This window comes from Pantoea sp. nfd-35 (assembly GCF_056892255.1).
Map to the genome: position 1 here is coordinate 1,397,945 of NZ_CP122403.1, position 26,277 is coordinate 1,424,221.

Below are 26,277 nucleotides of genomic sequence, written 5' to 3' on the forward strand. Positions count from 1 at the left end.
GATCTCTCCCGCTTACTTAGCCAGACCAAAGGATTTCGCCTGCTCGCGATAGGCGGCAACCTGGTCTTTCACGTATTTATCCAGTTCAGCGCCAAACATATTGAATTCGAACAGGCCTCGCAGTTCGCGCTGCTTCTTGAATTCCGGGGTTTGCACCATTTTCTCAAAGGCGCTCTGCCACCACTGATAATCGGCATCGCTGACTTTAGGGCCAAGATAGAAGCCGCGAATAATCGGCCATTCCACGTTAAAGCCCTGCTCTTTGGCGGTAGGAATCGAGGCCAGCTGATCGGGCAGGCGTTTGTCTGCCATTACCGCCAGCACGCGCAGTTTGCCCCCTTGTAAATGCGGCACCATCTCGCTGAGATCGCCCGACATCACCTGAATATGATTACCCAGCAGGGCGGTGACGACTTCACCACCGCCTTCAAACGCGACATAGCGCATTTTGCGCGGATCAATACCGGCTTCTTTTGCGACCAGCGCCGTTTTCATCCAGTCCTGGCTGCCGATAGAGGCACCCGCACCCACCACCACTTTGGTGGGATTTTTTTTCATATCCGCCATGAGTTCGCCCAGGTTTTTCCACGGCGCGTCTTCACGCACGGCAATCATGCCGTAATCGGTACCGATCGCCGCCAGCCACTTCACGTCATCAACCGAGTAGCGACCAAATTTTCCCTGAGACAGGTTCAGCAGCGATCCCCCCGAAAAGGCCACGACCGTACCGGCTTCGGCAGGACGCTGCGCAACGATCGCGTTATAGGCCACCGCGCCTACGCCACCTGGCATGTAGGTAATGCGCATCGGCTTCTCGATCTGCTTCGTTTCCATCAGCGAAACCTGAATCAGCTTACAGGTCAGGTCAAAACCGCCGCCGGGTTTAGCCGGTGCGATGCATTCTGTTCTGTCGGGTGCAGCAGCATAACCTGATGAGGAGAACATAAAAGCCAGTAGGGCAGAGGCGAGGGCGGTGTGGATTATTTTTTTCATCGTGCGCTCCATCTTTGTTTCAGAGTGTGATTACTACCGACTATTCGGTGTTATTGAATTGTTAAAACAGCAACCTTTCATTTACCTTTCATTCATGAGGTTTAGTGAAAGGATGTGATATGCGTCTCTTACTGGTGGAAGATACGGCCGAGCTGGCGCGATGGTTACAGAAGGCGTTAACACAAAAAGGCTTTGCTGTGGACTGGGTGGCGGACGGCCTGGCGGCCGATCACAGCCTGCAAAGCGAAGACTATGCGCTGGTCGTACTGGATGTCTCTCTGCCGCGCCTGGACGGCATTGAAGTATTAACCCGGCTGCGCCGCCGGGGACAAACTGTGCCGGTACTGATGCTGACCGCGCGCACTACGCTGGATGACCGCGTGCGCGGTCTGAACACGGGGGCGGATGACTATCTGACCAAACCCTTTGAACTGGATGAGCTGGACGCGCGCCTGCGAGCGCTACTGCGGCGTTCTCAGGGGCAATCGCCACAAAACCAAACGCTGGGCCAGTTGGTGCTGAACGGCGAGGGTTACTTTTTGCTGGCCGAAAAACCGCTGGCGCTGACGCCGCGAGAATCCAGCGTGCTGACGACGCTGATGCAGCGTCAGGGTCGCCCGGTCTCGCGGCAACATTTGTATGAACAAACCTTTACGCTGGCGGATGAAGCCAGCCCGGAAAGTATTGAACTCTATGTGCATCGGGTGCGCAAAAAACTGGCCGGAAGTGATGTCGGTATTGTGACGCTACGCGGTCTGGGTTACAGCCTGGAAACCCTGGCATGCGATTAATCACCTCGCTACGGGGAGAGCTGCTCGCCTGGCTGGGACTACCATTGCTCCTGCTGTGGATTCTGTCAGTTTATACGCATTACCAGAGCGGCCTGGCGGCGGCGAATCAGGCCTACGATCGTTCGCTGCTGGCCTCTGCGCGCACCGTTGCCGAGCGGCTGGTGGTCCGTCATCAGCATCTGGAGGTCGATGTGCCCTGGGTCGTGCTCGACAGCTTTGAGCGCAATATGAACGATCGCCTGTTTTACCAGGTGATTTCGCCCCAGGGTAAAACGCTGTCGGGTTATGACGGGCTGCCGCCGATTCCGGCCACCAGCGAGATGTCTGAAGCCTATCCTGCGTTAGTCCATTTTTATGACGGGTTTTACCAAAAACAGCGCATTCGGGTCGCGGCCTTATGGCAGCCGGTCAGCGAGGCGGGCGTGGAAGGTATGGCACTGGTGCTGGTGGCGGAAACTATCCATTCCCGTGAGGCGTTTGCCCAGGGGCTGATGCGGACAGCCTTACTTAGCCAGAGCGCGCTGGTGCTCATCGCCTTGTTGCTGGCGAGCATGATGCTGCGCCGGGTATTACGGCCTTTACGTCGGCTGTCAAAGATTGTCCTGCGCCGCGACGGTGCTGAACTGACCCCGCTGCCTTCGCTGCCCTGGTCGGAACTTCAGCCGCTCATTGTGGCCTTTAACCGCTATCTGGAACGGCTGAGAAAATTGCTGGCACGGCAGGATCGGTTCAGCGCCGATGCCGCGCATCAGCTGCGCACACCGCTCACCATTCTGAAAACGCAGATTAGCACGGCGCTGGATAGCGATCGGCCCGAACAGTGGCGGGAAAGTCTACAGAGCATGCACTACACGCTGGATGACACCATTCTGCTCACCGACCGTTTGTTACAACTGGCGCGCATCAAAGCCCGCCACGGGGAAGATAAACCCATGACGAGAGTGGATTTGGCGGCAGTGGTGCGTGAAGCGTGCCTGAGTCGTTATGCAGCGGCGCGCGCGAAACAGATTGACCTGGGTTACGAAGGGGATGAGCACGGTGAGGTGAAAGGCGATGCGCTGTTGCTGGGCGAGCTGTGCGCCAACCTGCTGGATAACGCGATTAAGTACACGCCAGCGCAGGGCATGATTACGGCCCGCGTAGAGAACGGCAGGCTGCAAATTGAAGACTCGGGACCGGGGATTAGCCGGGAAGAGCAACAAAAAGCACTGCGGCCTTTTATCCGGCTGGATAATGCCGCGATGCAGGCCGGAGCGGGCATTGGACTGGCGCTGGTACAGGATATTTGTGCCTGGCACGGGGCGGCCGTCACGCTGGAGAGCAGTCCGTTACTGGGCGGACTGCGTGTTTCCGTCAATTTTAGCGCGGATCGGCCTTGATCGATTTGCGCGCGCTAAGCGGCCTGCGCAGCCGCTGTGCCAGCAAAACGCCCGTCAGCGTCAGACCGCCGCCGATCCAGTGATAGCTGTGCAGATGCTCATGCAGAAACAGCACCGCAATCAGGGCGGTAAAAACTGGCGTCAAATTCATAAAGATGCTGGTGATGCTGGCACCTAATTTTTGCACGCCATGGATCCACAGCCAGGGGGCAAGAATCGAGGCAAACAGCCCGGCAAAGGCCACCAGCGGAAGGTTATGCGGCGTAAGCGCCACGTCCGGCGTCATCAGAAAGCCGGGTAACAGCAACAGAACGCCAAAGGCAATTTGCACATACAGGCTCTGCCAGACCGGCAGCGGAATTGACCAGCGTTTGGTCATCACGCCATAAAGCGCATAGCTGGCTGAGGCCGCCAGCATCATGGCTTCACCTGCTCCGATGCCGTGATGCAGCAACTGATCAAGATTGCCTGCGCTGACCAACCAGATTAAGCCACAAAAGGAGATCAGGCTGCCCGCCAGAATCCCCACGGTCGGGGCAATGCGCAGTATGACCACACTGAGCAATACCGTTAACAGTGGGATTAGCGCGGCGATGATACCCATAAACAGGGCGCTCACGCTGTGCGCGGCATAGTAGGCCAGGCTTTGGTACAGCGCCATGCCCAGCAGACCCAGAACCATCAAGCGCAAGAGGTGCGGCCGGATCGTCTGCCATTGCCGTATCACACCCGGTAACACAAACGGGGTCAGGACCAGCAATGCCAGTAACCAGCGATAAAAAGAAATCGCCGCAGGCTCGATGGCACTCGCCGATAATTTATTAACGATAGCATTAACCGACCAAATTAAGACCGCAAACAGCGGGAACAAAAAGAACATAATATGACTCCAGCCTCAGACCCGCCGCAGTGTACGCCTGTGTTGCCCCTTTCTGCCAGCCTTAGCACTCACTGCACAGCGTGGTTAGGCTAACGCGGGGCTTTTGTGCCAAAATAGCGCCCTTAAATGCAACACACAGGAAAGCCGTGGTGAAAATTCTCGTCGATGAAAACATGCCCTATGCCCGTGAACTCTTTAGCCGCACGGGCGAGGTGGTCGCTGTCCCTGGCAGGCCGCTTCCTGAAGCCCAACTGGCCGATGCCGATGGCCTGATGGTGCGTTCCGTAACCCAGGTTAACGCTGCGTTACTGCAGGACAAGCCCGTAAAGTTTGTCGGCACGGCAACCGCGGGCACAGATCATATTGACGAAGACTGGCTTGAGCAGGCGGGCATTGCCTTCTCTGCCGCGCCGGGCTGTAACGCGATCGCCGTCGTAGAGTATGTTTTTTCTGCCTTGCTGCTGCTGGCGGAGCGCGACGGTTTTCAGTTGCGCGATCGCACGGTGGGCATCGTTGGCGTCGGTAACGTGGGCGGGCGATTGCAGAAACGCCTTGAAGCCTGGGGCGTGAAAACCCTGCTGTGCGATCCGCCGCGCGCTGACCGGGGTGACAAAGAGGATTTTCACTCGCTCGATGCGCTGGTGGAACAGGCCGATATTTTAACGTTTCATACGCCGCTGTTTAAATCTGGCCCCTACAAGAGCTGGCATCTGGCCGATGCCGCGCGGCTGATGGCCCTGAAGCCCAACGCCATTCTGATTAACGCCTGCCGCGGCCCGGTGGTGGATAACGCCGCGCTGCTGGAAGTCCTGAACATGCGTCACGATCTCAGCGTGGTGCTGGACGTCTGGGAACCTGAACCGGATCTCTCCCTGGCGCTGCTGGATAAGGTGGATATCGCGACGGCCCACATTGCCGGTTACACCCTGGAGGGCAAGGCGCGCGGCACGACTCAGGTGTTTGAGGCCTGGTGCGACTTTATTGGCCAACCGCAGCAGGTGCCGCTGAGTAGCCTGCTACCGACGCCGGAATTCAGCCAGATCAGCCTGAACGGGCCGCTCGATCAGCCAACGCTGAAACGGTTAGTGCATCTGGTGTATGATGTGCGCCGCGATGATGCGCCCCTGCGAAAAGTGGCGGCAAAACCGGGCGAGTTTGACCGCCTGCGCAAACAGTATGAAGAGCGTCGCGAATGGTCATCATTACAGGTGAACTGTGATAATGAAGCCACCGCTGAGCAGCTTATTCAGCTGGGCTTTAACGCCATATTATCCTCAACCTGATGGGTTCAGCCGGGTAACGCGCGGCTGAAGGTAGGGATAATTCTGAATCCCCGGGCGGTGACATCACCGCCTTCTGTTTTTATGTCATTGTCTGAGGTAAACCAACATGTCTGACGGCTGGAATATTGCGCTACTGGGCGCAACAGGCGCAGTAGGGAACGCTGTACTGGAACTACTGGCTCAACGCCAGTTCCCGGTTGGTGAATTGTATTTGCTGGCGAGCGACAACGGTGCCGGTGAAATCAAACGTTTTGAAGGACGTTCTGTGCGCGTTGAAGACGCGGCCGGGTTTGACTGGTCACAGGCGCAGCTGGCCTTTTTTGTTGCCGGTCGCGATGCATCAGAACGCTATGCCGAAGAGGCGGCGGGCGCGGGCTGTCTGGTGATCGACAGCAGCGAGCTGTTTGCCCTGTCACCGGACGTGCCGCTGGTGGTGCCGGATGTGAATCCACAGGTGCTGGCCGATTACCGTAATCGCAACATCATCAGCGTGGCGGATAATCTGGTGAGTCAACTGCTGACGGCAATCAAACCGCTGGTGGATGCGGCAGGTTTGGGCCGTTTACAGGTCACCAATCTGATCTCTGTCTCCACCCACGGCAAAGTGGCCGTGGATGCGCTGGCCGGTGAGAGTGCGCGTCTGCTGAACGGCGTGCCCGCTGACGAGCACCATTTTGGCCGCCAGCTGGCCTTTAACCTTCTGCCGCAGCTGGCAGATAGCGAAGGCAGCGTAGAAAGCGAGCGCCGCCTGGTCGATCAGGTACGCAAAGTCCTGCAGGACGAGGGTTTGCCCGTGGCGGTCAGCAGCATTCAGGCGCCGGTATTTTATGGCAATGCGCAGATCGTACATATTGAAAACCTGCGCCCGCTGTCGGCGGAAGAGGCAAGGGCAGAGCTGGCGCTGGCTGCGGATATTCATCTGAGCGAAGAGGATGCGGTGCCGACGCCGGTTACCGATGCCTCGGGCAGCGATGAACTGAGCATTGGCTGTGTGCGTAACGACTACGGCATTCCTGAGCTGTTGCAGTTCTGGTCGGTGGCCGACAACGTCCGTTTCGGCGGTGCGCTCATGGCGGTGAAGACCGCTGAGAAGCTGGTTCAGGAGTACATGTACTGATGTCAGAAGGTCAGACACAAAAACTGGCACTGGGCATCGAGTACGACGGCAGCCGCTACTATGGCTGGCAACGACAGCAGGAAGTGCGCAGCGTGCAGGAAAAGCTGGAACGGGCGCTGTCGAAAGTGGCCGACCATCCGGTCAGCGTGTTCTGTGCCGGCCGCACCGATGCCGGCGTACACGGCACCGGCCAGGTGGTGCATTTTGAAACCGTTGCGCAGCGCGCCGATGCCGCCTGGACGCTGGGCGTGAACGCCAATCTGCCAGACGATATCGCTGTACGTTGGGTCAAGGCGGTGCCGGACGACTTTCACGCGCGTTTTAGCGCAACCGCCAGGCGTTATCGCTATTTGATCTACAATCAGCGGCTCCGTCCGGCGATTCTGGGTAATGGCGTGACGCATTTTTACTATCCTCTGGATGTAGAAAAGATGCAGCGCGCCGGACAGTGCCTGCTGGGCGAGAATGATTTTACCTCTTTCCGCGCCGTGCAGTGTCAGTCGCGAACGCCGTGGCGCAACGTGATGCACCTGAACGTCACGCGCCACGGGCCTTATGTGATTGTCGATATTAAAGCCAATGCGTTTGTGCACCATATGGTGCGCAATATTGTCGGTAGTCTGATGGAAATTGGCTGCGGCAATCAGTCAGAATCCTGGATGGCGGAACTGCTGGCGGCTAAAGATCGCACGCTGGCGGCGGCAACGGCGAAAGCCGAAGGGCTTTATCTGGTGGCGGTGGATTATCCCGTGCATTTTGCTTTACCTCAGCCGGCGATGGGGCCATTGTTCCTCGCGGATTAATTAACCTTACGTACAAGGGATCGTTATGGAGTTTATCCATTTTGTGGTCGATTTTATTCTGCACATTGATGTGCATCTGGCCGAATTAGTCGCGCAGTATGGCATCTGGATCTACGCCATCCTGTTTCTGATTTTGTTCTGCGAAACGGGCTTAGTCGTCACGCCGTTTTTGCCGGGTGATTCACTGCTGTTCGTGGCAGGGGCGCTGGCCGCGTTGCCGGGTAACGATCTCAACGTGCATCTCATGGTGGCGCTGCTAGTCATCGCCGCTATTCTGGGGGACGCCGTGAACTACACCATCGGCAAACTCTTTGGCGAACGGCTGTTCAGCAACCCGAACTCGAAAATTTTCCGCCGCAGCTATCTGGATAAAACCCATGCCTTTTATGCCCGGCACGGTGGGAAAACCATTATTCTGGCGCGCTTCGTGCCCATCGTGCGGACCTTTGCGCCTTTCGTCGCCGGAATGGGGCACATGTCCTACCGCCACTTCGCCCTGTTTAACGTCGCGGGCGCGCTGGCCTGGGTGCTGCTGTTTTCCTATGCGGGTTATCTGTTTGGCGATTTGCCCGTGGTACAGGAAAACCTTAAGCTGCTTATCCTCGGGATTATCGTGGTGTCGATTCTGCCAGGTGTGATTGAAATCTGGCGCCATCGCCGCCAGGCTAAGCAGTAAAATTATCCCTGAGTAGCCGCGTTGCTCAGGGGTAAGACCAGATTTTTATCCACAGTCTTAATTGGTTGTGGTTTAATGAGCGACATTTACCGTCTGCTGAAGCGGTTTTCAGCAGTATCAAGACGACTGGACCAGGTCAGTTTTAAACAGAAAGGTCATCAATGAGCTGGATTGAACGCATTCTTAATAAAAGCAACATTACGCCCACAAGTCGCGCCAGTATTCCGGAAGGGGTGTGGACGAAATGCGACAGCTGTGGCCAGGTACTTTATCGTGCCGAGCTGGAGCGTAATCTTGAGGTCTGCCCTAAGTGCGACCACCACATGCGCATGCATGCCCGTGAGCGCCTGGCGAGCCTGCTCGATCAGGGCACGCTGGTTGAGCTGGGCAGCGAGCTGGAACCCAAGGATCTGTTGAAGTTCCGGGATTCCAAAAAGTATAAAGATCGTCTGGTTGCTGCACAGAAAGCCACGAATGAGAAAGATGCGCTGATCGTGATGAAAGGTCAGCTGCACGGTATGCCGGTTGTGGCGGCCGCCTTTGAATTCGCCTTTATGGGCGGCTCAATGGGATCGGTGGTTGGCGCACGCTTCGTCCGGGCTGTTGAGCAGGCGCTGGAAGATAACTGCCCGCTGATCTGCTTCTCCGCCAGTGGCGGTGCGCGTATGCAGGAAGCGTTAATGTCGCTGATGCAGATGGCCAAAACCAGTGCCGCGCTGGCGAAAATGCAGGAACGCGGTCTGCCGTATATTTCGGTTTTGACCGACCCGACCATGGGCGGCGTGTCTGCCAGCTTTGCGATGCTGGGCGATCTGAATATTGCCGAACCTAAAGCCCTGATCGGCTTTGCGGGTCCACGTGTGATTGAGCAGACCGTTCGTGAAAAACTGCCGCCGGGCTTCCAGCGGAGTGAGTTTTTAATCGAGAAAGGGGCGATTGATATGATCATTCGTCGTCCGGAAATGCGCTATAAACTGGCGAGTCTGCTGGCAAAAATGATGAATCTGCCCGCACCGCTGCACGACGGTGAAGCGTTCGCACCTGCGACGAGCCATCCGGAGAGCAACGAGGCCTGACAGGAGACAGAAGGTGCGCAGGTCGCGCCTTCCACCAATGCACCGTATACCTTGCGGCTTTCATCGGGTATAAATTTGCAAAACGGGACATATGGACAATCTTCACCTTCCTCAAGCCACGTCGCCTTTGGCCACGTGGCTTTATTATCTTGAGCACCTCCACTCTCAGGCGATAGAACTGGGCCTGGATCGTATTCGCCAGGTGGCGCAAGGTCTGGACCTGCTCAAGCCTGCACCCTTCGTTTTTACCGTTGCGGGCACCAATGGCAAAGGGACCACCTGTCGCACCCTGGAAACCTTACTGATGGCAGCCGGCTATCGGGTAGGGGTTTACAGCTCGCCGCACCTTGTGCGCTACACCGAGCGCGTTCGGATTCAGGGGCAGGAACTCAGTGAAGCCCAACACAGCGCCAGTTTTGCCGACATTGAGGCCGGACGAGGTACGGTTTCTCTGACCTACTTTGAATTTGGCACGCTGTCGGCGCTTAACCTGTTTAAGCAGGCGGGGCTGGATGTCGTCATTCTGGAAGTCGGGTTGGGCGGTCGGCTGGACGCGACCAATATTGTCGATGCGGATGTCGCGGTGATTACCAGTATCGCGCTGGATCATACCGACTGGCTTGGCCCGGATCGTGACAGTATTGGCCGGGAAAAAGCCGGTGTCTTCCGCCAGGCGAAACCCGCCGTGGTCGGTGAACCTGATATGCCTGCCACAATTGCTCAGGTTGCCCGTGAAAAAGATGCGCGGTTAATGCAGCACGGGCGCGACTGGCACTATCATCAGCAGGCAGAGAGCTGGTCGCTGCGCGATGCGCAAGGCGAGCTGCATGATTTACCGCTGCCTCAGGTGCCGTTGCCTAATGCGGCTACCGCACTGGTGGCGCTGCGCGCCTCCGGGCTGAACGTGAGCGACACAATCATTCGTGCGCATCTGCCGCTGGCGATTTTACCGGGGCGCTTTCAGACCATCAGCGAATCCCCACGGGTGATTCTGGACGTTGCCCACAATCCGCATGCGGCGACCTATCTGGCCTCGCGACTGGCTGCATTGCCGCAAAGCGGACGCGTCCATGCGGTCGTGGGGATGCTGCACGATAAAGACATTGCCGGCACCCTGGCGGCCCTGGCACCTCAGGTGGACTGCTGGTATTGCGCACCCTTGGCCGGTCCGCGCGGTGCCAGCGCGGAGCAGCTCATGGCGCACGTAACGCCCGCTCAGGCATTTGCGGATGTTGAACAGGCCTGGCACCAGGCGCGCCAGCAGGCAGAAGCGCAGGATATTATTCTGGTCTGCGGCTCTTTCCTGACGGTGGCGCAGGTTATGGAATCGATTGAAACGGAGAAAGGACGTGGCGAGTAAGTTTCAAAACCGTTTAGTCGGTACCGTTATTCTGGTGGCCGTCGGCGTGATCGTATTGCCGGGGCTGCTGGATGGTAAGAAAAAACATTATAAAGAAGAATTTGCCGCGATCCCGCTGGTGCCCAAACCCGATGACCAGCAGGACAGCGAAATGGTGCCGCCGGTGACGCAGTCGCTGCCTGCGCATCCGCCAGCAGGCGCAGGCAGTGCGGTCAGCCATTCTGATACGGATGATGATGCCGCCGCTGAGGGCAGTAGTCAGCCCGAGCAAAGTAGCGAACCGAGCGTGGTCTCACCGCCACCGGTCCATTCGTCTCCGGCCACGACAGCGCCGAAAGCCAGGCCGGTTGAGCCAACCCGACCCAAACAGGTTGAGCAGGCTAAACCGAAGTCGGTCGAGCAGACGCAGAGCAAACCGGTAGAAAAAACCAAACCGGTTGAGCAGGCTAAGCCTGTTGAAAAAACCAAACCGGCCGAGCAGTCGCAGCCTGCGGAAAAAACCGCGCCTGCGGAGCAGCCCAAAGAAACGCAGCCTGCCGGTCAGGCTTACGTTGTTCAGTTAGGCGCACTCAAGAACGCCAGCAAGGTTAACGAGATTGTGGCGAAACTGCGCCTGTCGGGTTACCGGGCCTATACCGTGCCGTCTACGCCCGTGCAGGGGCAAATCACCCGCATTTATGTGGGGCCGGATGCGTCAAAAGCGAAGATGCAGGCGGCCGTCGGCGAGCTGAAGAACGTTTCAGGCTTGAGCGGCGTGGTTAAGTCTTACAGCGCCCGCTAAAGCGCCGATTGGCGCTGCCGATAGAAATAACAGGCAGCGCCAATCGGGATGAGAACGGCAGTGCCTGACCCGGCTTAACGCTAAATTTCTGACAACTTTTCAGCCTGTTAGCGGGGTGAAAATGACACAGGCGAAGACGGATTTTTTCATCGCCTTTTTTATGGATGCAGAACCTGAAAACCCCTACGCAAACGTTTTCTTTTTCTGTTAGAATGCGCCCCGAACTGGAAGCAGGGGTGCAATGGCACTGGCGCTGGAAGAGTTCATGATCTGGATTGATTACGTCATTATTGCGGTAGTTGGTTTTTCGGCTTTGGTCAGCCTGGTCCGAGGGTTTGTCCGCGAAGCCTTATCTCTTGTTACCTGGGGATGCGCGTTTTTTGTCGCCAGTCATTACTATGCCTACCTTGCAGTCTGGTTCACAGGTTTTGACGACGAACTGGTTCGTAACGGAATCGCGATTGCGGTGCTGTTCATCGCGACCCTGATTGTGGGCGCAATAGTGAACTACGTTATCGGCTCGCTGGTTGAGAAAACTGGCCTGTCGGGAACCGATCGGGTATTAGGCGTTTGTTTCGGGGCATTGCGTGGTGTGCTCATCGTGGCCGCTCTGCTGTTCTTCCTGGATACATTCACGGGCTTTTCAAAGAGCCCGGACTGGCAGCAGTCTCAACTTATTCCCGAGTTCAGTTCTATAATCAGGTGGTTTTTTGACTACCTGAAAAGCACGTCGAGTTTTTTGCCCCGGTGAGACCACCGGGCGTACGGCTTAATGAGGAAATGACAACATGTGCGGTATTGTCGGTATCACCGGTTTCATGCCGGTCAACCAGTCGATCTATGACGCGTTAACGGTGCTCCAGCACCGTGGGCAGGATGCCGCAGGCATTTGTACCATCGATGCGCTGAACTGCTTCCGCCTGCGTAAGGCTAATGGGCTGGTCAGCGATGTTTTCGAAGCGCGTCATATGCAACGTTTACAAGGCAACATGGGGATTGGTCACGCACGCTATCCTACCGCGGGCAGCTCCAGCGCTTCTGAAGCCCAGCCATTCTACGTTAACTCGCCGTACGGTATTTCCCTTGCCCATAACGGTAACCTGACCAATGCCCACGAGCTGCGTAAGCAGCTGTTCGAAAAAGGCCGTCGTCACGTTAATACCACCTCCGATTCTGAAATCCTGTTGAATATCTTTGCGCAGGAACTGGATCGTTTTCAGCACTATCCGCTGGAAGCCGATAACGTGTTTGCCGCCATCGCTGCCGTCCACCAGCAGGTGCGTGGCGCCTATGCCGTGGTGGCGATGATCATCGGTCACGGCATGGTCGCCTTCCGCGATCCTAACGGCATTCGGCCACTGGTGCTGGGCAAACGCGTCATTGCCGATGGCCGTACCGAGTACATGGTCGCCTCCGAAAGCGTGGCGCTGGATACCCTGGGTTTTGAATTTATCCGTGACGTGGCACCGGGTGAAGCGGTTTACATCACTGAGCAGGGGCAGCTTTCAACCCGTCAGTGTGCCGAAAACCCAAAAAACAATCCTTGCCTGTTCGAATACGTCTATTTTGCGCGTCCGGACTCCTTCCTGGATAAGATTTCGGTCTACAGCGCCCGCGTGCGCATGGGCACCAAGCTGGGTCAAAAGATCGCCCGCGAGTGGGAAGATCTGGATATCGACGTGGTGATTCCCATTCCGGAAACCTCGATGGATACCGCGCTGGAAATCGCCCGCATCCTTGATAAGCCTTACCGTCAGGGATTTGTGAAAAACCGCTACGTGGGCCGCACCTTTATCATGCCGGGACAGCAACTGCGCCGCAGCGCCGTTCGCCGCAAGCTCAACGCTAACCGCGCTGAGTTTCGCGATAAGAACGTGCTGCTGATTGATGACTCAATTGTTCGTGGCACCACCTCCGAGCAGATTATCGAGATGGCGCGAGAGGCGGGCGCGAAAAAGGTCTATCTTGCGTCTGCCGCGCCGGAAGTGCGCTTTCCTAACGTCTACGGCATTGATATGCCCAGCGCGACCGAGCTGATTGCCCACGGCCGTGAAGTGGAAGAGATTCGCCAGATTATCAAAGCAGATGCGCTGATTTTCCAGGATCTCGATGACCTTATCGAAGCCGTACGGGAAGAGAACCCGGATATCGTGCAGTTTGAGTGCTCCGTCTTTAACGGCATCTACGTGACGAAAGACGTCGATCAGGGCTATCTTGAATATCTGGAATCCCTGCGTAACGACGATGCGAAAGCCATCGCCCGTCAAAACGAAGTCGAAAACCTCGAGCTGCATAACGAAGGGTAAGCGAACCTGAATGCAAAAAGGAGGGCGGGATTTATCCCGCCCTCTGTGTTTTCTGCCGGTCTGCGCTATTATGGTGCACTTTGCCACTGCAAGGTTGAACGATGAAACGACTCATTATTGGTATTTCGGGCGCAAGCGGCGTGATCTATGGCGTCCGGCTATTGCAGGTCTTGCAGCAGATCAGCGACGTGGAAACCCATCTGATCATCAGCCATGCGGCACGTCAGACGCTGAGCCTGGAAAGCGACTACAGCCTGCGGGACGTCCAGGCGCTGGCAGACGTGGTTCATGACGTGCGGGACATTGCCGCCAGTATCTCCTCCGGGTCGTTCAAAACGTTGGGCATGGTGATCCTGCCGTGCTCAATGAAAACCCTGTCCGGTATTGTTCACAGCTACAGCGACTCGCTGCTGACGCGCGCAGCAGACGTGGTGCTGAAAGAGCAGCGTAAACTGGTCCTGTGCGTACGTGAAACCCCGCTGCATATTGGTCATCTGCGCATGATGACGACCGCGGCCGAACTGGGGGCCATCATCATGCCGCCGGTGCCGGCGTTTTACCACCGTCCAACCACTATCGAGCAGCTTGTCGATCAGACCGTTAATCGGGTCATTGATCAGTTTGATATTGAACTACCGCAGGACTTGTTTGTGCGCTGGCAAGGTGCATAAGCGTGTTCTTTCGCCCTTATTTGGTGCAGAAACGCGGGAGCGATCACTGTTCCTGCATTTCTTGAACTAAAAGTTCACAACATCGCTTTTTCTCTGCGACATCACTGATATATTCCTTTCACAAACCCAGTCTTTTCGTCACCAAACGGGCGGCTGGGCAGACGGCAAAACTGTAGAACTGGCATGAAACATGCACAGGAAAAGGCAGTGTTCGTCGCAAACACACATCATGCATCACATAACAATAAGCAATTTACTTGAGGGTAATCTATGAAGAAGCGTGTTCTGGCTCTTTCTTTAATGTTGGGCCTGTCCAGTGCGGCCAGCGTATTTGCAGCAGTACCGACCTCGATTCGTGTCGGCACTGACCCAACATATCCGCCGTTTGAGTCGAAAAACGCGCAAGGACAGCTGGTTGGTTTTGATATCGACCTGGCTAACGAAATCTGTAAACGTATCCAGACCAAGTGTACCTATGTAGAAAGCGATTTTGATGCGCTGATTCCGTCGCTGAAAGCGAAGAAAATCGATGCCATCATCTCCTCGCTGTCCATCACCGCTAAACGTCAGGAAGAGATTGCGTTCTCAGACAAACTGTATGCCGCTAACGCACGCTTAGTCGCGCCGAAAGGATCAAAAATCGAGCCGACGCCTGAGGCGCTGAAAGGCAAAAACATCGGCGTGCTGCAGGGCACTACTCAGGAAACCTACGCGAATGAGTACTGGCGTCCAAAAGGCGTAACCGTAACGCCTTATGCCAACCAGGATCTGGTCTATCAGGATCTGACCGCTGGCCGCATTGACGCCGCCTTCCAGGACGAAGTTCAGGCCGCCGAAGGCTTCCTGAAACAGCCTGTCGGTAAAAGCTATGCGTTTGCAGGTCCGGCCGTGAAAGACGATAAAATCTTCGGTGTCGGAACCGGTATGGGATTACGTAAAGACGATACCGAGTTGAAAGCGGCCATCGATAAAGCATTTGAATCAATGCGTAAAGACGGTACCTACGACAAAATTGCGAAGAAATACTTTAATTTCAACGTGTACGGTGACTGATCTGTCGTCTTCGCCTCTGTTGTTCGCATAACAGAATAAGCCCTGGGTTGTCCCGATCCCTCTGGTCGGAGCAACCCTGTGTCATCGGCTATGCGAGAACAGAAGCTGCGCTGCCCGTCTGCACGACGGCGCAGCGTCGTTTCCACCCCACGACAGGACCTTTTCCATGTTGTATGGCTACTCTGATGTCATTTTAAAAGGCACGCTGGTCACGCTTGAGCTCGCCCTGAGCTCGGTGCTGCTGGCGGTGATCCTGGGTCTGATTGGCGCAGGCGCGAAGCTGTCGCGCAATCGCCTGCTGTCACTGATTTTTGAGGGCTACACGACGCTGATTCGTGGCGTGCCCGACCTCGTTCTGATGCTGCTGATTTTCTACGGCCTGCAGATCGCTCTCAACCATCTCACCGATGCGCTTGGCCTGGCCCAGTTCGATATCGATCCCATGGTGGCCGGCATCATCACCCTGGGCTTTATCTATGGCGCCTATTTTACCGAAACCTTCCGTGGCGCCTTTATGGCGGTGCCAAAAGGGCAGATTGAAGCCGCCACGGCGTTTGGTTTTACCGGTTCGCAGGTTTTCCGCCGTATCCTGTTCCCTGCGATGATGCGCTACGCGCTGCCCGGCATCGGTAATAACTGGCAGGTGATCCTGAAAGCCACGGCGCTGGTTTCCCTGTTGGGGCTGGAGGATGTGGTAAAAGCCACGCAGCTGGCAGGTAAAAGCACCTGGCAGCCGTTTTATTTTGCTATCGTGGCGGGCGTGATTTATCTGGTCTTTACCACCTTGTCTAACGGCATTCTCTGGTGGCTCAATCGCCGCTACACGGTCGGCGTGAAGAGGGCGGAGCTATGATCGAGATTATTCACGAATACTGGAAGTCGCTGCTCTGGACAGACGGTTATCGCTTCACAGGCGTGGCGATTACCCTATGGCTGCTGATTGTCTCGGTCGTACTGGGCGGCTGCATGGCCGTGTTGCTGGCGATTGCTCGTGTATCACCCAATCGTTTTATTAGCCTGCCGGTGTGGCTCTTTACCTATGTGTTTCGCGGTACGCCACTCTATGTGCAACTGCTGGTGTTCTATTCCGGCATGTATACGCTGGAAATCGTGAAAGGCACAGAGCTACTGAATGCGTTTTTCCGCAGCGGCCTGAACTGTACGCTACTGGCGTTTACCCTTAATACCTGCGCTTACACCACGGAAATTTTTGCCGGGGCGATTCGTGCCGTGCCACACGGTGAAATCGAAGCGGCGCGAGCCTATGGCTTCTCGACCTTTAAACTGTATCGCTGCATTATTTTGCCTTCTGCACTGCGCACGGCCTTACCGGTTTACAGCAACGAAGTCATACTCATGCTGCACTCTACCGCACTGGCCTTTACCGCAACCGTGCCTGATTTGCTGAAAATCGCCAGGGACATTAACGCGGCAACCTATCAGCCCTTTACCGCGTTCGGCATTGCGGCCGTGTTATACCTGATTATTTCTTACGTGCTGATTAGCCTGTTTCGTCTTGCGGAACGTCGTTGGCTGGCGCACGTGAAACCTTCTTCATCGCATTGAGTAAGACTATGGCTGATAACAAATTAAGCGTCACCGACCTGCATAAACGCTACGGTGAACATGAAGTATTAAAAGGTGTGTCATTGAACGCCAATGCAGGCGATGTCATCAGTATTATTGGCTCGTCGGGTTCCGGGAAAAGTACCTTTCTGCGCTGTATTAACTTCCTCGAAAAGCCGAGTGAAGGCACCATTGTGGTCAACAAGACCGCTATTACCCTGGTACGCGATACGGACGGCCAGCTGAAGGTGGCAGACAAGGAGCAGCTGCGCCTGCTTCGTACCCGTCTGACCATGGTCTTTCAGCATTTCAACCTGTGGAGCCACATGACGGTGCTGGAAAACGTTATGGAAGCGCCGATTCAGGTGCTGGGCCTGAGTAAAGCGCAGGCACGTGAGCGCGCGATTACCTATTTGAACAAGGTCGGCATCGACGAGCGCGCGCAGGGAAAATATCCCGTCCATCTCTCGGGAGGGCAGCAGCAGCGCGTCTCCATTGCCCGCGCGCTGGCGATGGAGCCGGAGGTGCTGTTATTTGATGAGCCCACCTCAGCCCTGGATCCTGAGCTGGTCGGCGAAGTGCTGCGTATTATGCAGAAGCTGGCCGAAGAGGGGAAAACCATGGTGGTGGTCACGCACGAAATGGAATTTGCCCGTCACGTCTCCAGCCACGTCATTTTCCTGCATCAGGGGAAAATTGAGGAGCAGGGGCCACCGGCTGAATTATTTGGTCAGCCCAAGAGCCCGCGCTTACAGCAGTTCCTGAAGGGATCGCTTAAGTAGGCAAGCTATCGGTTATTCAGCAGGCGCACGGCGGTGGCTTCATCGGTCACCAGGCCCGATATCCAGCCGCCGTTCAACGCCGCCTGAATAGCGGCATATTTTCGCTCCCCGCCGGCAAAGCCGATGATATTGCGCGTCGTCTGGCTTTCCAGCGCCACGCTGGTTAACAGCGCATCGGTTTCCCCTAACACGCGTTCGCCCTGCTGATTGAAGAAATGACCGAGCATTTCACCGACCACGCCGCGCGCATTCAGCGCCTGCACCTGGCTGTCTGTGATAAAGCCTTCGGCATGGAGCGGGCAGCCGGGATTGACCTCCCCAATTCCCAAAAAGGTGACGTGGGCCTGTCGTGCACGGTTGACCACGCGCTGATAGACCTGATGCCGGCACCACATCTGCTTATCGTCTGGGCTGTCGGCGAACAGCGGGGCGGGAATGAAGAAATACTTGCCCTGCATTTTTTCAGACAGCTTAAGCGGCACGTCGTAGCGGGTGCCTGAATCGTCGCGGGCGATGGCCCCAATCATGGAAACACAGTGATGCTGCGGTCGTTCAACCCAGGGAAGCGCATCAATAATGGCACGCAGGGTTTTTCCCGAACCGATGCCAAACACCTGCGGCTCGTCGTTATTGATAAACTGCGACATCACCTCTGCGCCTTCTACCGCCAGCATTTGCTGTATGGCATTGTCGTCCAGATCGCCGGAAGGCACCACGCGGCAGTGCTGCAGGCCAAATTTCTCCTGCACGTCGTGCGCCAGACGCAGGCAGTGCGTCACGGGGTGGGCGATCTTTACGCTGACCATGCCCATTTCACGCGCCCCGGAAATCAAACGCTGGGCCACCTGGCGCGACAATCCCAGTGCCCGGGCGATCTCCTGCTGTGTTAACCCAGCGACGTAATACATCCAGGCGGCACGCGCCGCCAACTCCTGTTTCTTCTCTTCTTTGTTCATTGCGCCATTCCCTTCTCTGCGGATCGCCATTTTATCGCGCAATCTGTTTAAAAGCCTATCAGGGCAAAAGCCCAATTAACGGGCCAATGTCTTAAATGTGAAATTAATCACAGAACCTTGACGTTACCTCTGATTAACATATGTGCATCGGGCAAATGCCCTTAATTTAAACAAATGCCTAAAGAGGTCATGATGACACCATCAGTTTGGATGCATATCGGCGCAGGCTCTTTCCATCGTGCCCATCAGGCATGGTATCTGCACCGCCTGATGCAGCAGGGCGACAGCCGCTGGCATATCGCGCTGGGCAATATCCGCGATGACGCAACGCCGTTGCTGACGCAGCTAACCGCCCAGCAAGGGGAATATGTGCTGGAGACGGTCACGCCTGAGGGCGAGCGTCACTACGAGACCATTACCTCCATTCGGCAGGTTCTGCCGTGGGACAAAGAGATCAGCGCGCTGGTGCAGCAGGGCGCCGATCCATGCACCCGGGTAATCGCCTTCACCGTGACCGAAGCGGGTTACTATTTAACACCGGAACATGAGCTTGACCTGCAGCAGCCCGATATTCAGGCGGATCTGAATGGCGAGGCGCGAACCTTGTATGGCGCGCTGGCGCGTATCCTGACGGCACGCGTCGTCAACGGTGGGGCGCCCGTGACCCTGTTGAACTGCGACAATCTGCGCCACAACGGTGAGCGTTTCCGTCAGGGTTTTTTGGCCTTCCTTGCGGCAAAAGGGGCAGGTGAGCTGGCCGCCTGGGTGCGTGACAACACCACCTCGCCGAATACCATGGTGGATCGAATCACCCCGCGTCCCACGCCTGACGTCGCGGAGCGCGTTCAGGCGGCAACCGGTAAAGATGATGCGGTGCCGGTGATGGCTGAGTCCTTTATCCAGTGGGTGATCGAAGACGATTTTATTGCCGGGCGTCCGGCGCTGGAGCAGGTGGGCGTCGAGCTGGTCGAGTCGGTGTTGCCCTGGGAAGAAGCCAAGATTCGTATTCTTAACGCCACCCACAGCGCCATTGCCTGGGCGGGCACGCTTATCGGTTTGCTTTACATTGATGAAAGCACCCGTCAGAAAGCCATCCACCAGATGGCATGGGAATATGTCTCACAGGATGTCATACCTTCACTTTCACCCAGCCCGCTCAACCTGGCGGAGTATCGGGATGTTGTCCTGTCCCGCTTTAGCAATCCGTGGATAAAAGATACCAACCAACGGGTGGCGGCTGACGGTCTGTCAAAAATTCCCGCCATGGTGACGCCGACGCTACGGGAATGCTATCAGCGCGGCACGCCGCCTGCGGCCAGCCTGGTGCTCCCGGCGCTGTTCTATCTGTTTTTGCAACGCTGGGCCAGTGGCGAGCTGCCTTATGACTATCAGGATGGCGTGCTGCAACCTGAAGTGGTACAGCAGTGGTTTGCCCATGCCGATCCGTTACAGGCTTACATGACCCAGACGTCCCTGTTTGCTGAGCTGGCCACATCACAGGATTTTCATGCGCGGCTTAGCACCACCGTCGCCGGGCTGGAAACGTGGCAAGTCCAGCCAGAACAACCGCTGGCCGTGGTTTAGGGGGCGAATATGTATCTGGGTATCGATATCGGCACCTCTGAGCTTAAAGCGCTGATCGTGAATGCGCAGGGCGAGATCGTGGCATCGGAACATGCCGCCCTGGCCGTGCAGCGCCCCCATCCGCACTGGGCAGAGCAGGACCCGCATGACTGGTGGCGCGCCTGCCATCAGGTCATCACGCGTCTGCGTCAGCAGGCACCTCTGGCCTGGTCTGCGATAGAGGCGATTGGGCTGTCAGGACAAATGCACGGAGCGGTGCTGCTGGATGAGCAGGGTGAAGTTTTACGGCCCTGCATTCTGTGGAATGACACACGCAGCGCGGCAGAATGCCACTGGCTGGGTCAGCATCATCCCGAAATCATGCACATTAGCAGCAATATGATCATGCCGGGCTTCACGGCCCCAAAGCTGTGCTGGGTGGCCCGGCATGAGCCTGACTGCTTTCGTCGCATTAGCAAAGTGTTATTGCCAAAAGATTACCTGCGCTGGCGCCTGACCGGGCGCTTTGTCACCGATCCCTCGGATGCCGCGGGCACCTTATGGCTGGACGTCGCCAAACGCGACTGGTCAGCGGCACTGCTGGCCGCAACGGGAATGCGTCGTGACCAGATGCCTGCACTCGTCGAAGGGAATGCCGTCAGCGGCACGTTACGGCCGGCGATTGCCGACGAATGGGGGCTCTCCTCGTCGGTCATCATTGCAGGCGGCGGCGGGGATAATGCCACCTCGGCGGTTGGCGTGGGCGCCGTGAATCCTGGCGATGCGTTTATTTCATTTGGCACCTCTGGCGTCATCTTTGTGGTTAATGACCGGCTGCAGGCCGATCCGCAGTCAGGCGTGCACGCTTTTTGCCATGCGCTGCCTGATCGCTGGCACCAGATGAGCGTCATGCTCAGCGCCGCAAGCTGCCTGCGCTGGCTGTGCCAGTTGCTCTCGGTCAGTGAAAACCAACTGCTGGAAGAGATTGCTGCGCTGGGTCCGGCACAAAAACAGCAGGCCCCGCTTTTCTTGCCTTATCTCTCTGGAGAACGTACCCCGCACAACGATCCTGATGCGACGGGCGCGTTTTTTTATCTGCGGCACGAAACCCAGCGTGCCTTACTAGGCTATGCGGTGCTCGAAGGCGTAACCTTTGGCCTGGCCGACGGCCTGACCGTCTTAGGGGAAGGACGGCGTGCCATTACCCAGTTCAGCCTGACCGGCGGCGGCGCGCGCAGCAGCCTGTGGGCGCAGCTGATCGCCGATGTGCTGGCGCTGCCTGTCGTGACGCATCCCGCCAGCGCATCCGGTGCACTGGGCGCGGCGCGCCTGGCCTGGCTGGCTGCGGGCGGTGATGAAGCGCAGGTGTGTCTTAAACCCCCGATACAGGCGCGCTTCCTGCCCAATCCTGAGGTTCGTCAGGGGCTGCAGCAACGGCTGGCTCAGTTCCGTGAGCTTTACCGTCAACACTCTCAGTCCCGTTCGCTGGCCTGATTAACCTGTAACCAAACAGAGAAGGACGATCGTCATGCACTCTACTGCGTACTGGTTTGGCTTGCCCAAACATCTGATCTGGGGATTTGTCGCCATCGCTGTTTTTATGGCAGGTGACGGTTTCGAGATGGCGTTCCTGTCACGTCATATTACCGATATGGGATTCACGCCGGGGCAGTCGGCGCTGGTGTTTACCTTTTACGGTTTAGCGGTGGCGCTGGCCGCCTGGGCATCCGGTGTGGTGGCGGAGCTGATTACGCCGCAGCGCGCTATGCTGATCGGTTTTATCTTGTGGGTTGTCATGCACGCCCTGTTTATGAGCCTGGGGCTGGGGATGCGCAATTATCCTCTTATGTTGCTGTTTTACGGTATCCGTGGCCTGGCCTATCCGCTGTTTATCTACTCATTTATGTTGCTGCTGGTGCAGGTGCTGCCACGGGAACGGCTGGCGGCTGCCACGGGCTGGTTCTGGGCGATGTATTCGGTAGGCATCGGCGTGGTCGGGAGCTATCTGCCCAGCCTGATCATTCCTTCCATTGGTGAAACCGGCACGCTCTGGCTGGCGATTGGCTGGGTAACCTGCGGCGGCTTGCTGGCCTATTTTAGCCTGCGCAACGTGCCGGTCGATCGTTCTCGCGTCAACTTACCCCTGCGGGAAAAAATGACGGAAATGTCGCGTGCGGTGACTATCCTGTTCACCAACCAGCATGTGTTTTACGCCTGTCTGATCCGCATTATTAATACGCTGTCGCTGTTTGGTTTTGCCATCATTATGCCGCTGCTGTTTGTGGATCGGCTTGGGTTTACGCTCTCAGAGTGGCTGCAGATTTGGGCGGTGTTCTTTTTTGTCACCATTTTTACCAATATCTTCTGGGGCATCATGGGTGAACGTATTGGCTGGATTCGCCAGGTGCGCTGGTTTGGCTGCCTCGGCATGGCGATCTCCAGCCTGGCGTTCTATTACCTGCCTGTCTATGCCGGTCACAATTTCCTGGTCGCCCTGATTCCTGCCGTGATGCTGGGCATTTTCGTGGCGGCCTTTGTGCCCATGACGGCGGTTTTCCCTACGCTGGAGCCCCATCATCAGGGCGCGGCCGTCTCGGTGTATAACCTGTCTGCAGGCATGAGCAATTTTGTTGCGCCCGCCATCGCCTCCATGATGCTGCCGTTCTTTGATATCGTCGGCGTGGTCTGGGCTTACACCTGCCTGTATGTGTTTGCCGGTGTGCTGACGTTTATCATCCGCGTACCGCAACCGAATCACGGCGCGCTGCGTTCCACGGTGAAGTCGAAAACCGCGGTCACCTCTCAGTAAAAAAGCGAAGGGGAGCAAGTGCTCCCCTGATCCTCAGCTTTTCACCACATCCTGTAATGCATTCTGCAGCTCATACCAGCGGAAGCGAAAACCCGACGCCTCCAGCCGTTTTGGCAGCACATGTTGCCCACCCAGCACCAGTACAGACGATTCTCCCATCATCAGCTTGATGGCACTGGCGGGCGTGCGCATGAAAGCCGGGCGGTGCATCACCTCACCCAGGGTAGCGGCAAACTGCTCATTGCGCACGGCGTAGGGCGCAACCATGTTAAAAGGGCCGTTACAGGCATCATCGTCGAGCAGCCACAGAATGCCGCTGACCATGTCATCAATGTGGATCCACGGCATATACTGTTTGCCGCTGCCAATCGGGCCACCAATTCCCAGCTTAAACGGCAGTTTCATTTTACTCAACGCGCCGCCTTCTCGCGTCAGCACGACGCCGGTACGCAGCAGGCAGACGCGGGTGCGCTCACTCTGCGCGGTCAGCGCCAGCTGTTCCCAACGGGCGCAAAGTTCGTGGGTGAACTCGTTCTGTCCGGGATCGTCCTCGGTTAATACCACGTCGCCCGTGTTGCCATAAAAGCCCGTTGCCGATCCCGAAATCAAGACGCGCGGTGGCGTGGTACTGGCGTTAATCAGGGAGGCAATGCGCTCCGTTATCTGCCAGCGGCTCTCGCACAGCTGCCGTTTGTGGGCCTCTGTCCAGCGTTTATCCGCGATGGGTTCACCGGCCAGGTTGATAACGGCATCCACGCCATCCAGCGAGTGCTGTTGCGCCAGGCCTGACCAGAGCGCGATATCTTCCCCCAGCATGTCTCGTGCAGCGGCAACGTCGCGCGTGACCACGCTGACCGTGTCGCCACGCTGTTGCAGACGTGGAATAAGATGGCGGCCAATAAGCCCGGTTCCACCGGTAATTAAGATATGCATAGTGCGGCTCCGTCTGAATTTTTATTTTTTGCTTACTTCATCATAGAAGAGTCGTACCCGTGTGGCGTGAGCCGCTTCGTAATTTAGTCAGTTGAGCGCAAACATCGGACCAGCGCCTGGTTGTTTTCAGAAATAAAAATCGGTAAAGATGATGCACCCCTGTCAGCTATTTGAGGTAGCAGATGAATTACCCCTCCATCACCCTGTGGTCAGATTCATCTTTCTTTAGTCCTTATGTCATGTCGGCTTATGTTGCGCTCAGCGAAAAAGGGGTGCCTTTTAGCGTAAAGCGTATCGATTTATCGCAAAACCAGCAGCGTGCTGAGACCTATCGCGATCTGTCGTTAACCTGCCGCGTCCCGACCTTACAGGTCGATGACTTTATGCTGAGTGAATCATCGGCCATCTGCGAATACCTCGAAGAGCGTTTTGCTGCCCCTGAATTTGAACGCCTCTATCCCAAAGATCGCGAGAAACGCGCCCGCGCCCGGCAAATTCAGGCCTGGCTGCGCAGCGATCTGCTGCCCATTCGCCAGGAGCGCCCTACCGAGGTGTTATTTGCCGGTGAGCGCTTTGCGCCCTTGTCGCCTGCAGCCGTTGAGGCCGCCGAAAAACTGATTGCCGCTGTTCAGCGCCTGTTGCCAGAACGTCAGCAAAATTTATTTGGTGAGTGGTGCATTGCAGATACCGATTTGGCTGTCATGCTTAATCGACTGGCGCTGCATGGCGATACCTTGCCTGCGCGTTTGCAGCACTATGCTGAGTTTCAATGGCAGCGGGCATCAGTACAGTTATGGCTAACGGAAAGCGGCAAAAATCGCTAGCGATCGGCGCTTGCTCAAGTTGTCATAAGTGATTACCTTACGACACACTATGATATAGGTGTGGCAAACAGCGCGTGCATAAAGACACGCTAAACAGGAAAGGGTTACGGATGGTGGATCAAACTGCTGGTGGCGAAATCGAATGGGTCGATATCGTAAGCGAAGAGAATGAAGTCGTTGCACAGGCCACGCGTGCGCAGATGCGCGCGCAATGCTTACGTCACCGCGCGACCTATATCGTGGTTCATGACGGTATGGGGAAAATACTGGTTCAGCGCCGTACTGAAATCAAAGATTTTATGCCAGGCAAACTGGATGCGACGGCTGGCGGCGTAGTGCAGAGTGGCGAAGACATGCTTGAATCGGCGCGGCGTGAAGCCGAAGAGGAGCTGGGCATTGCGGATGTGCCTTTTGCAGAACATGGCAAATTCTATTTTGAAGATGAGCATTGCCGCGTCTGGGGGGGATTATTCAGCTGTGTGTCGCACGGCCCTTTTGCTATGCAGGAAGAAGAAGTGGATGAAATTTTCTGGATGACCCCGGATGAAATCACCGCCCGCTGTGATGAGTTTACCGATGATTCACTCAAAGCCTTATCTCTGTGGCTGAGCCGCAACAACGAAAACAGTCACTGATACCTTCTGTTAGCTTTGCGGGCGGTCGTGGCCGTTCGCAAAGCGGGCACGCGGCGTTGATCGCCGCCTCATTCGCCTGATGATCAACTTCCCGCCTTTTGTCGATCGCTCGCCGTGCCAGGGCACACCTTGCGCAGCCGCGTCGGACAGGGCGCATGTAACTATTCGACCTGCCAGAATGAGAAAGCGGCTATGAGTCAACGTCGCGCGTCATCTTCAGCGCCAGGTGAAGAGGCGCAGGGCACATAGGTCACCATTCTCAGCCCCGGAAAGTCGTGCAGATAAAAACTGTGATAACGCCAGGTTTTCAGCGCGCCCCCTTCAGCTGAGAACTGCTTGATGCCTTCATTGCCGCTGATGACCCGATACTGGTCCCACAGCGCTTTGAAATCGCTGTTCTGCAGCAGTTGGCTGATCCTGGCCTGGAACCGGGGATGGCCGTTTTCCAGATCGACACGGACGCGAAAACGCGCAACCAGCTTTTCTGCTTCATCGTGCCAGCGTTCGCCAAAGTTTATGCGCGCTGCGGGATGATTAAACATAAACCATAAGATATTGCGGTATTCGGGCATCAGGTCGTCAAAATCGGTCAGCAGCGTCGCAAGCGGCGCATTCCAGCACAAAACATCCAGCAGCGTATTGGTGATGTAGGTAGGAAGCGGCTGCTGCTGAACGATAAGCTGCAGCGAAGAAGGCAGGTTGCTGGTGATGTCAGTCGTCGCTATCTCTGCTGCCAGCCTGTGCAGGTGTTGCGCCTGGTCGTCGCTCATTGACAGCGCATCTGCCAGCCTTTCCAGCGTCTCGTGGGTCACGGCATTGGCCCGGCCCTGTTCAATGCGCGTGTACCAGTCAACGCTGATGCCCGCGCGTTCAGCCACTTCTTCCCGACGTAACCCCGGCGTGCGCCTCGGTTTACTGGACTGAATTTTGGCTTTCTCAGGCGAGGTCGTTTCTCTGACCGTTCGAAGAAACAGACCCACATTCTTATTAAGTGACATGTTTTCTCTCTGACTGGGCGTGGCGGGTCCTGGGATAAGGCA

At 56.5% G+C, this 26,277-nt stretch carries 26 protein-coding genes; 21 read left to right on the top strand and 5 right to left on the bottom strand.

The genetic code is table 11. From position 1 onward, the window contains the following. Nucleotides 1–12: 12 nt before the first annotated feature. Nucleotides 13–993, bottom strand: a complete 981-nt coding sequence (locus P9J57_RS06685; protein ID WP_105082223.1) for a Bug family tripartite tricarboxylate transporter substrate binding protein — start codon at nt 991–993, stop codon at nt 13–15. A gap of 119 nt (nt 994–1,112) precedes the next feature. Between P9J57_RS06685 and tctD the strand changes: the two genes are divergently transcribed. Together tctD and P9J57_RS06695 are read left to right on the top strand one after the other, a co-directional pair. Further along, a complete protein-coding gene (gene tctD / locus P9J57_RS06690) occupies nt 1,113–1,784 on the top strand; it encodes a transcriptional regulator TctD (RefSeq protein WP_014605360.1) in 672 nt (223 codons plus the stop codon). Beyond that, nucleotides 1,775–3,163 (top strand): sensor histidine kinase, encoded by a 1,389-nt coding sequence (locus P9J57_RS06695; RefSeq protein ID WP_210502080.1) that lies wholly within the window; start codon nt 1,775–1,777, stop codon nt 3,161–3,163. Before tctD ends, P9J57_RS06695 begins: the two co-directional genes overlap by 10 nt. Here the strand turns inward: P9J57_RS06695 and P9J57_RS06700 are convergent. Then, a complete protein-coding gene (locus P9J57_RS06700; RefSeq protein WP_105088688.1) occupies nt 3,144–4,043 on the bottom strand; it encodes a DMT family transporter in 900 nt (299 codons plus the stop codon). The two genes, P9J57_RS06695 and P9J57_RS06700, sit on opposite strands and share 20 nt — an antisense overlap. A 149-nt stretch (nt 4,044–4,192) precedes the next feature. On the opposite strand from P9J57_RS06700, the gene pdxB reads away from it, so the two are divergent. The 14 genes from pdxB (at nt 4,193) to hisP (ending at nt 17,517) form a co-directional block, all read left to right on the top strand. Then, on the top strand, nt 4,193–5,326 hold the full coding sequence (gene pdxB, locus P9J57_RS06705) for a 4-phosphoerythronate dehydrogenase PdxB (RefSeq protein ID WP_033775293.1): 1,134 nt from the start codon (nt 4,193–4,195) through the stop codon (nt 5,324–5,326). Between the two features lie 106 nt (nt 5,327–5,432). Then, nucleotides 5,433–6,443: an aspartate-semialdehyde dehydrogenase gene (locus P9J57_RS06710; RefSeq protein WP_014594188.1), complete on the top strand. Its 1,011-nt coding sequence runs from the start codon at nt 5,433–5,435 to the stop codon at nt 6,441–6,443. After that, nucleotides 6,443–7,246: a tRNA pseudouridine(38-40) synthase TruA gene (truA, locus tag P9J57_RS06715; RefSeq protein ID WP_013026548.1), complete on the top strand. Its 804-nt coding sequence runs from the start codon at nt 6,443–6,445 to the stop codon at nt 7,244–7,246. Before P9J57_RS06710 ends, truA begins: the two co-directional genes overlap by 1 nt. 25 nt (nt 7,247–7,271) lie before the next feature. Then, nucleotides 7,272–7,922, top strand: coding sequence for a DedA family protein (locus P9J57_RS06720; protein WP_013026547.1), 651 nt, complete (start codon nt 7,272–7,274; stop codon nt 7,920–7,922). Nucleotides 7,923–8,083: 161 nt separating this feature from the next. Beyond that, on the top strand, nt 8,084–8,998 hold the full coding sequence (gene accD, locus P9J57_RS06725) for an acetyl-CoA carboxylase, carboxyltransferase subunit beta (protein ID WP_013026546.1): 915 nt from the start codon (nt 8,084–8,086) through the stop codon (nt 8,996–8,998). 91 nt (nt 8,999–9,089) lie between these two features. After that, nucleotides 9,090–10,358 (top strand): bifunctional tetrahydrofolate synthase/dihydrofolate synthase, encoded by a 1,269-nt coding sequence (gene folC, locus P9J57_RS06730; protein ID WP_105082220.1) that lies wholly within the window; start codon nt 9,090–9,092, stop codon nt 10,356–10,358. Next, a complete protein-coding gene (gene dedD / locus P9J57_RS06735; RefSeq protein WP_015699833.1) occupies nt 10,348–11,139 on the top strand; it encodes a cell division protein DedD in 792 nt (263 codons plus the stop codon). The genes folC and dedD overlap by 11 nt, the downstream gene beginning before the upstream one ends. A gap of 265 nt (nt 11,140–11,404) precedes the next feature. Further along, nucleotides 11,405–11,890: a colicin V production protein gene (gene cvpA, locus P9J57_RS06740; RefSeq protein WP_026021019.1), complete on the top strand. Its 486-nt coding sequence runs from the start codon at nt 11,405–11,407 to the stop codon at nt 11,888–11,890. Between the two features lie 37 nt (nt 11,891–11,927). Then, entirely contained in the window at nt 11,928–13,445 is a 1,518-nt protein-coding gene (purF, locus tag P9J57_RS06745) for an amidophosphoribosyltransferase (protein ID WP_013026542.1), read from the top strand. A 101-nt stretch (nt 13,446–13,546) separates the two neighbouring features. After that, nucleotides 13,547–14,116, top strand: a complete 570-nt coding sequence (locus P9J57_RS06750) for a UbiX family flavin prenyltransferase (protein WP_013026541.1) — start codon at nt 13,547–13,549, stop codon at nt 14,114–14,116. 270 nt (nt 14,117–14,386) lie between these two features. Next, complete coding sequence (gene argT, locus P9J57_RS06755) at nt 14,387–15,169, top strand: lysine/arginine/ornithine ABC transporter substrate-binding protein ArgT (RefSeq protein WP_014594186.1); 783 nt, start codon at nt 14,387–14,389, stop codon at nt 15,167–15,169. Between the two features lie 166 nt (nt 15,170–15,335). After that, entirely contained in the window at nt 15,336–16,022 is a 687-nt protein-coding gene (locus P9J57_RS06760) for a histidine ABC transporter permease HisQ (RefSeq protein WP_014594185.1), read from the top strand. Next, on the top strand, nt 16,019–16,735 hold the full coding sequence (locus P9J57_RS06765; protein WP_014594184.1) for an ABC transporter permease: 717 nt from the start codon (nt 16,019–16,021) through the stop codon (nt 16,733–16,735). Before P9J57_RS06760 ends, P9J57_RS06765 begins: the two co-directional genes overlap by 4 nt. An 8-nt stretch (nt 16,736–16,743) precedes the next feature. Beyond that, nucleotides 16,744–17,517: a histidine ABC transporter ATP-binding protein HisP gene (gene hisP, locus P9J57_RS06770; protein ID WP_013026537.1), complete on the top strand. Its 774-nt coding sequence runs from the start codon at nt 16,744–16,746 to the stop codon at nt 17,515–17,517. 5 nt (nt 17,518–17,522) lie between these two features. Here the strand turns inward: hisP and P9J57_RS06775 are convergent, their stop codons facing one another. After that, nucleotides 17,523–18,473, bottom strand: a complete 951-nt coding sequence (locus P9J57_RS06775) for a sugar-binding transcriptional regulator (RefSeq protein ID WP_014605367.1) — start codon at nt 18,471–18,473, stop codon at nt 17,523–17,525. A 192-nt stretch (nt 18,474–18,665) separates the two neighbouring features. On the opposite strand from P9J57_RS06775, the gene dalD reads away from it, so the two are divergent. Genes dalD through P9J57_RS06790 form a run of 3 tightly spaced genes read left to right on the top strand, consistent with a single transcriptional unit; the run spans nt 18,666 to nt 22,845 of the window. Then, nucleotides 18,666–20,057: a D-arabinitol 4-dehydrogenase gene (gene dalD / locus P9J57_RS06780; RefSeq protein WP_014605368.1), complete on the top strand. Its 1,392-nt coding sequence runs from the start codon at nt 18,666–18,668 to the stop codon at nt 20,055–20,057. A 9-nt stretch (nt 20,058–20,066) separates the two neighbouring features. Further along, a complete protein-coding gene (gene xylB / locus P9J57_RS06785) occupies nt 20,067–21,530 on the top strand; it encodes a xylulokinase (RefSeq protein WP_483279433.1) in 1,464 nt (487 codons plus the stop codon). Nucleotides 21,531–21,564: 34 nt separating this feature from the next. After that, nucleotides 21,565–22,845 (top strand): MFS transporter, encoded by a 1,281-nt coding sequence (locus tag P9J57_RS06790; RefSeq protein ID WP_013026533.1) that lies wholly within the window; start codon nt 21,565–21,567, stop codon nt 22,843–22,845. Nucleotides 22,846–22,878: 33 nt separating this feature from the next. Here P9J57_RS06790 and P9J57_RS06795 read toward each other — a convergent pair whose 3' ends face one another. Next, complete coding sequence (locus tag P9J57_RS06795; protein ID WP_013026532.1) at nt 22,879–23,778, bottom strand: TIGR01777 family oxidoreductase; 900 nt, start codon at nt 23,776–23,778, stop codon at nt 22,879–22,881. Between the two features lie 182 nt (nt 23,779–23,960). On the opposite strand from P9J57_RS06795, the gene yfcF reads away from it, so the two are divergent. Both yfcF and yfcD read left to right on the top strand, forming a co-directional pair. Beyond that, nucleotides 23,961–24,602, top strand: a complete 642-nt coding sequence (gene yfcF / locus P9J57_RS06800; RefSeq protein ID WP_013026531.1) for a glutathione transferase — start codon at nt 23,961–23,963, stop codon at nt 24,600–24,602. A gap of 110 nt (nt 24,603–24,712) precedes the next feature. Beyond that, a complete protein-coding gene (yfcD, locus tag P9J57_RS06805) occupies nt 24,713–25,237 on the top strand; it encodes an NUDIX hydrolase YfcD (protein WP_014594178.1) in 525 nt (174 codons plus the stop codon). Between the two features lie 197 nt (nt 25,238–25,434). Here yfcD and P9J57_RS06810 read toward each other — a convergent pair whose 3' ends face one another. Then, nucleotides 25,435–26,235, bottom strand: coding sequence for a helix-turn-helix transcriptional regulator (locus P9J57_RS06810; protein WP_014594177.1), 801 nt, complete (start codon nt 26,233–26,235; stop codon nt 25,435–25,437). Nucleotides 26,236–26,277 lie beyond the last annotated feature (42 nt).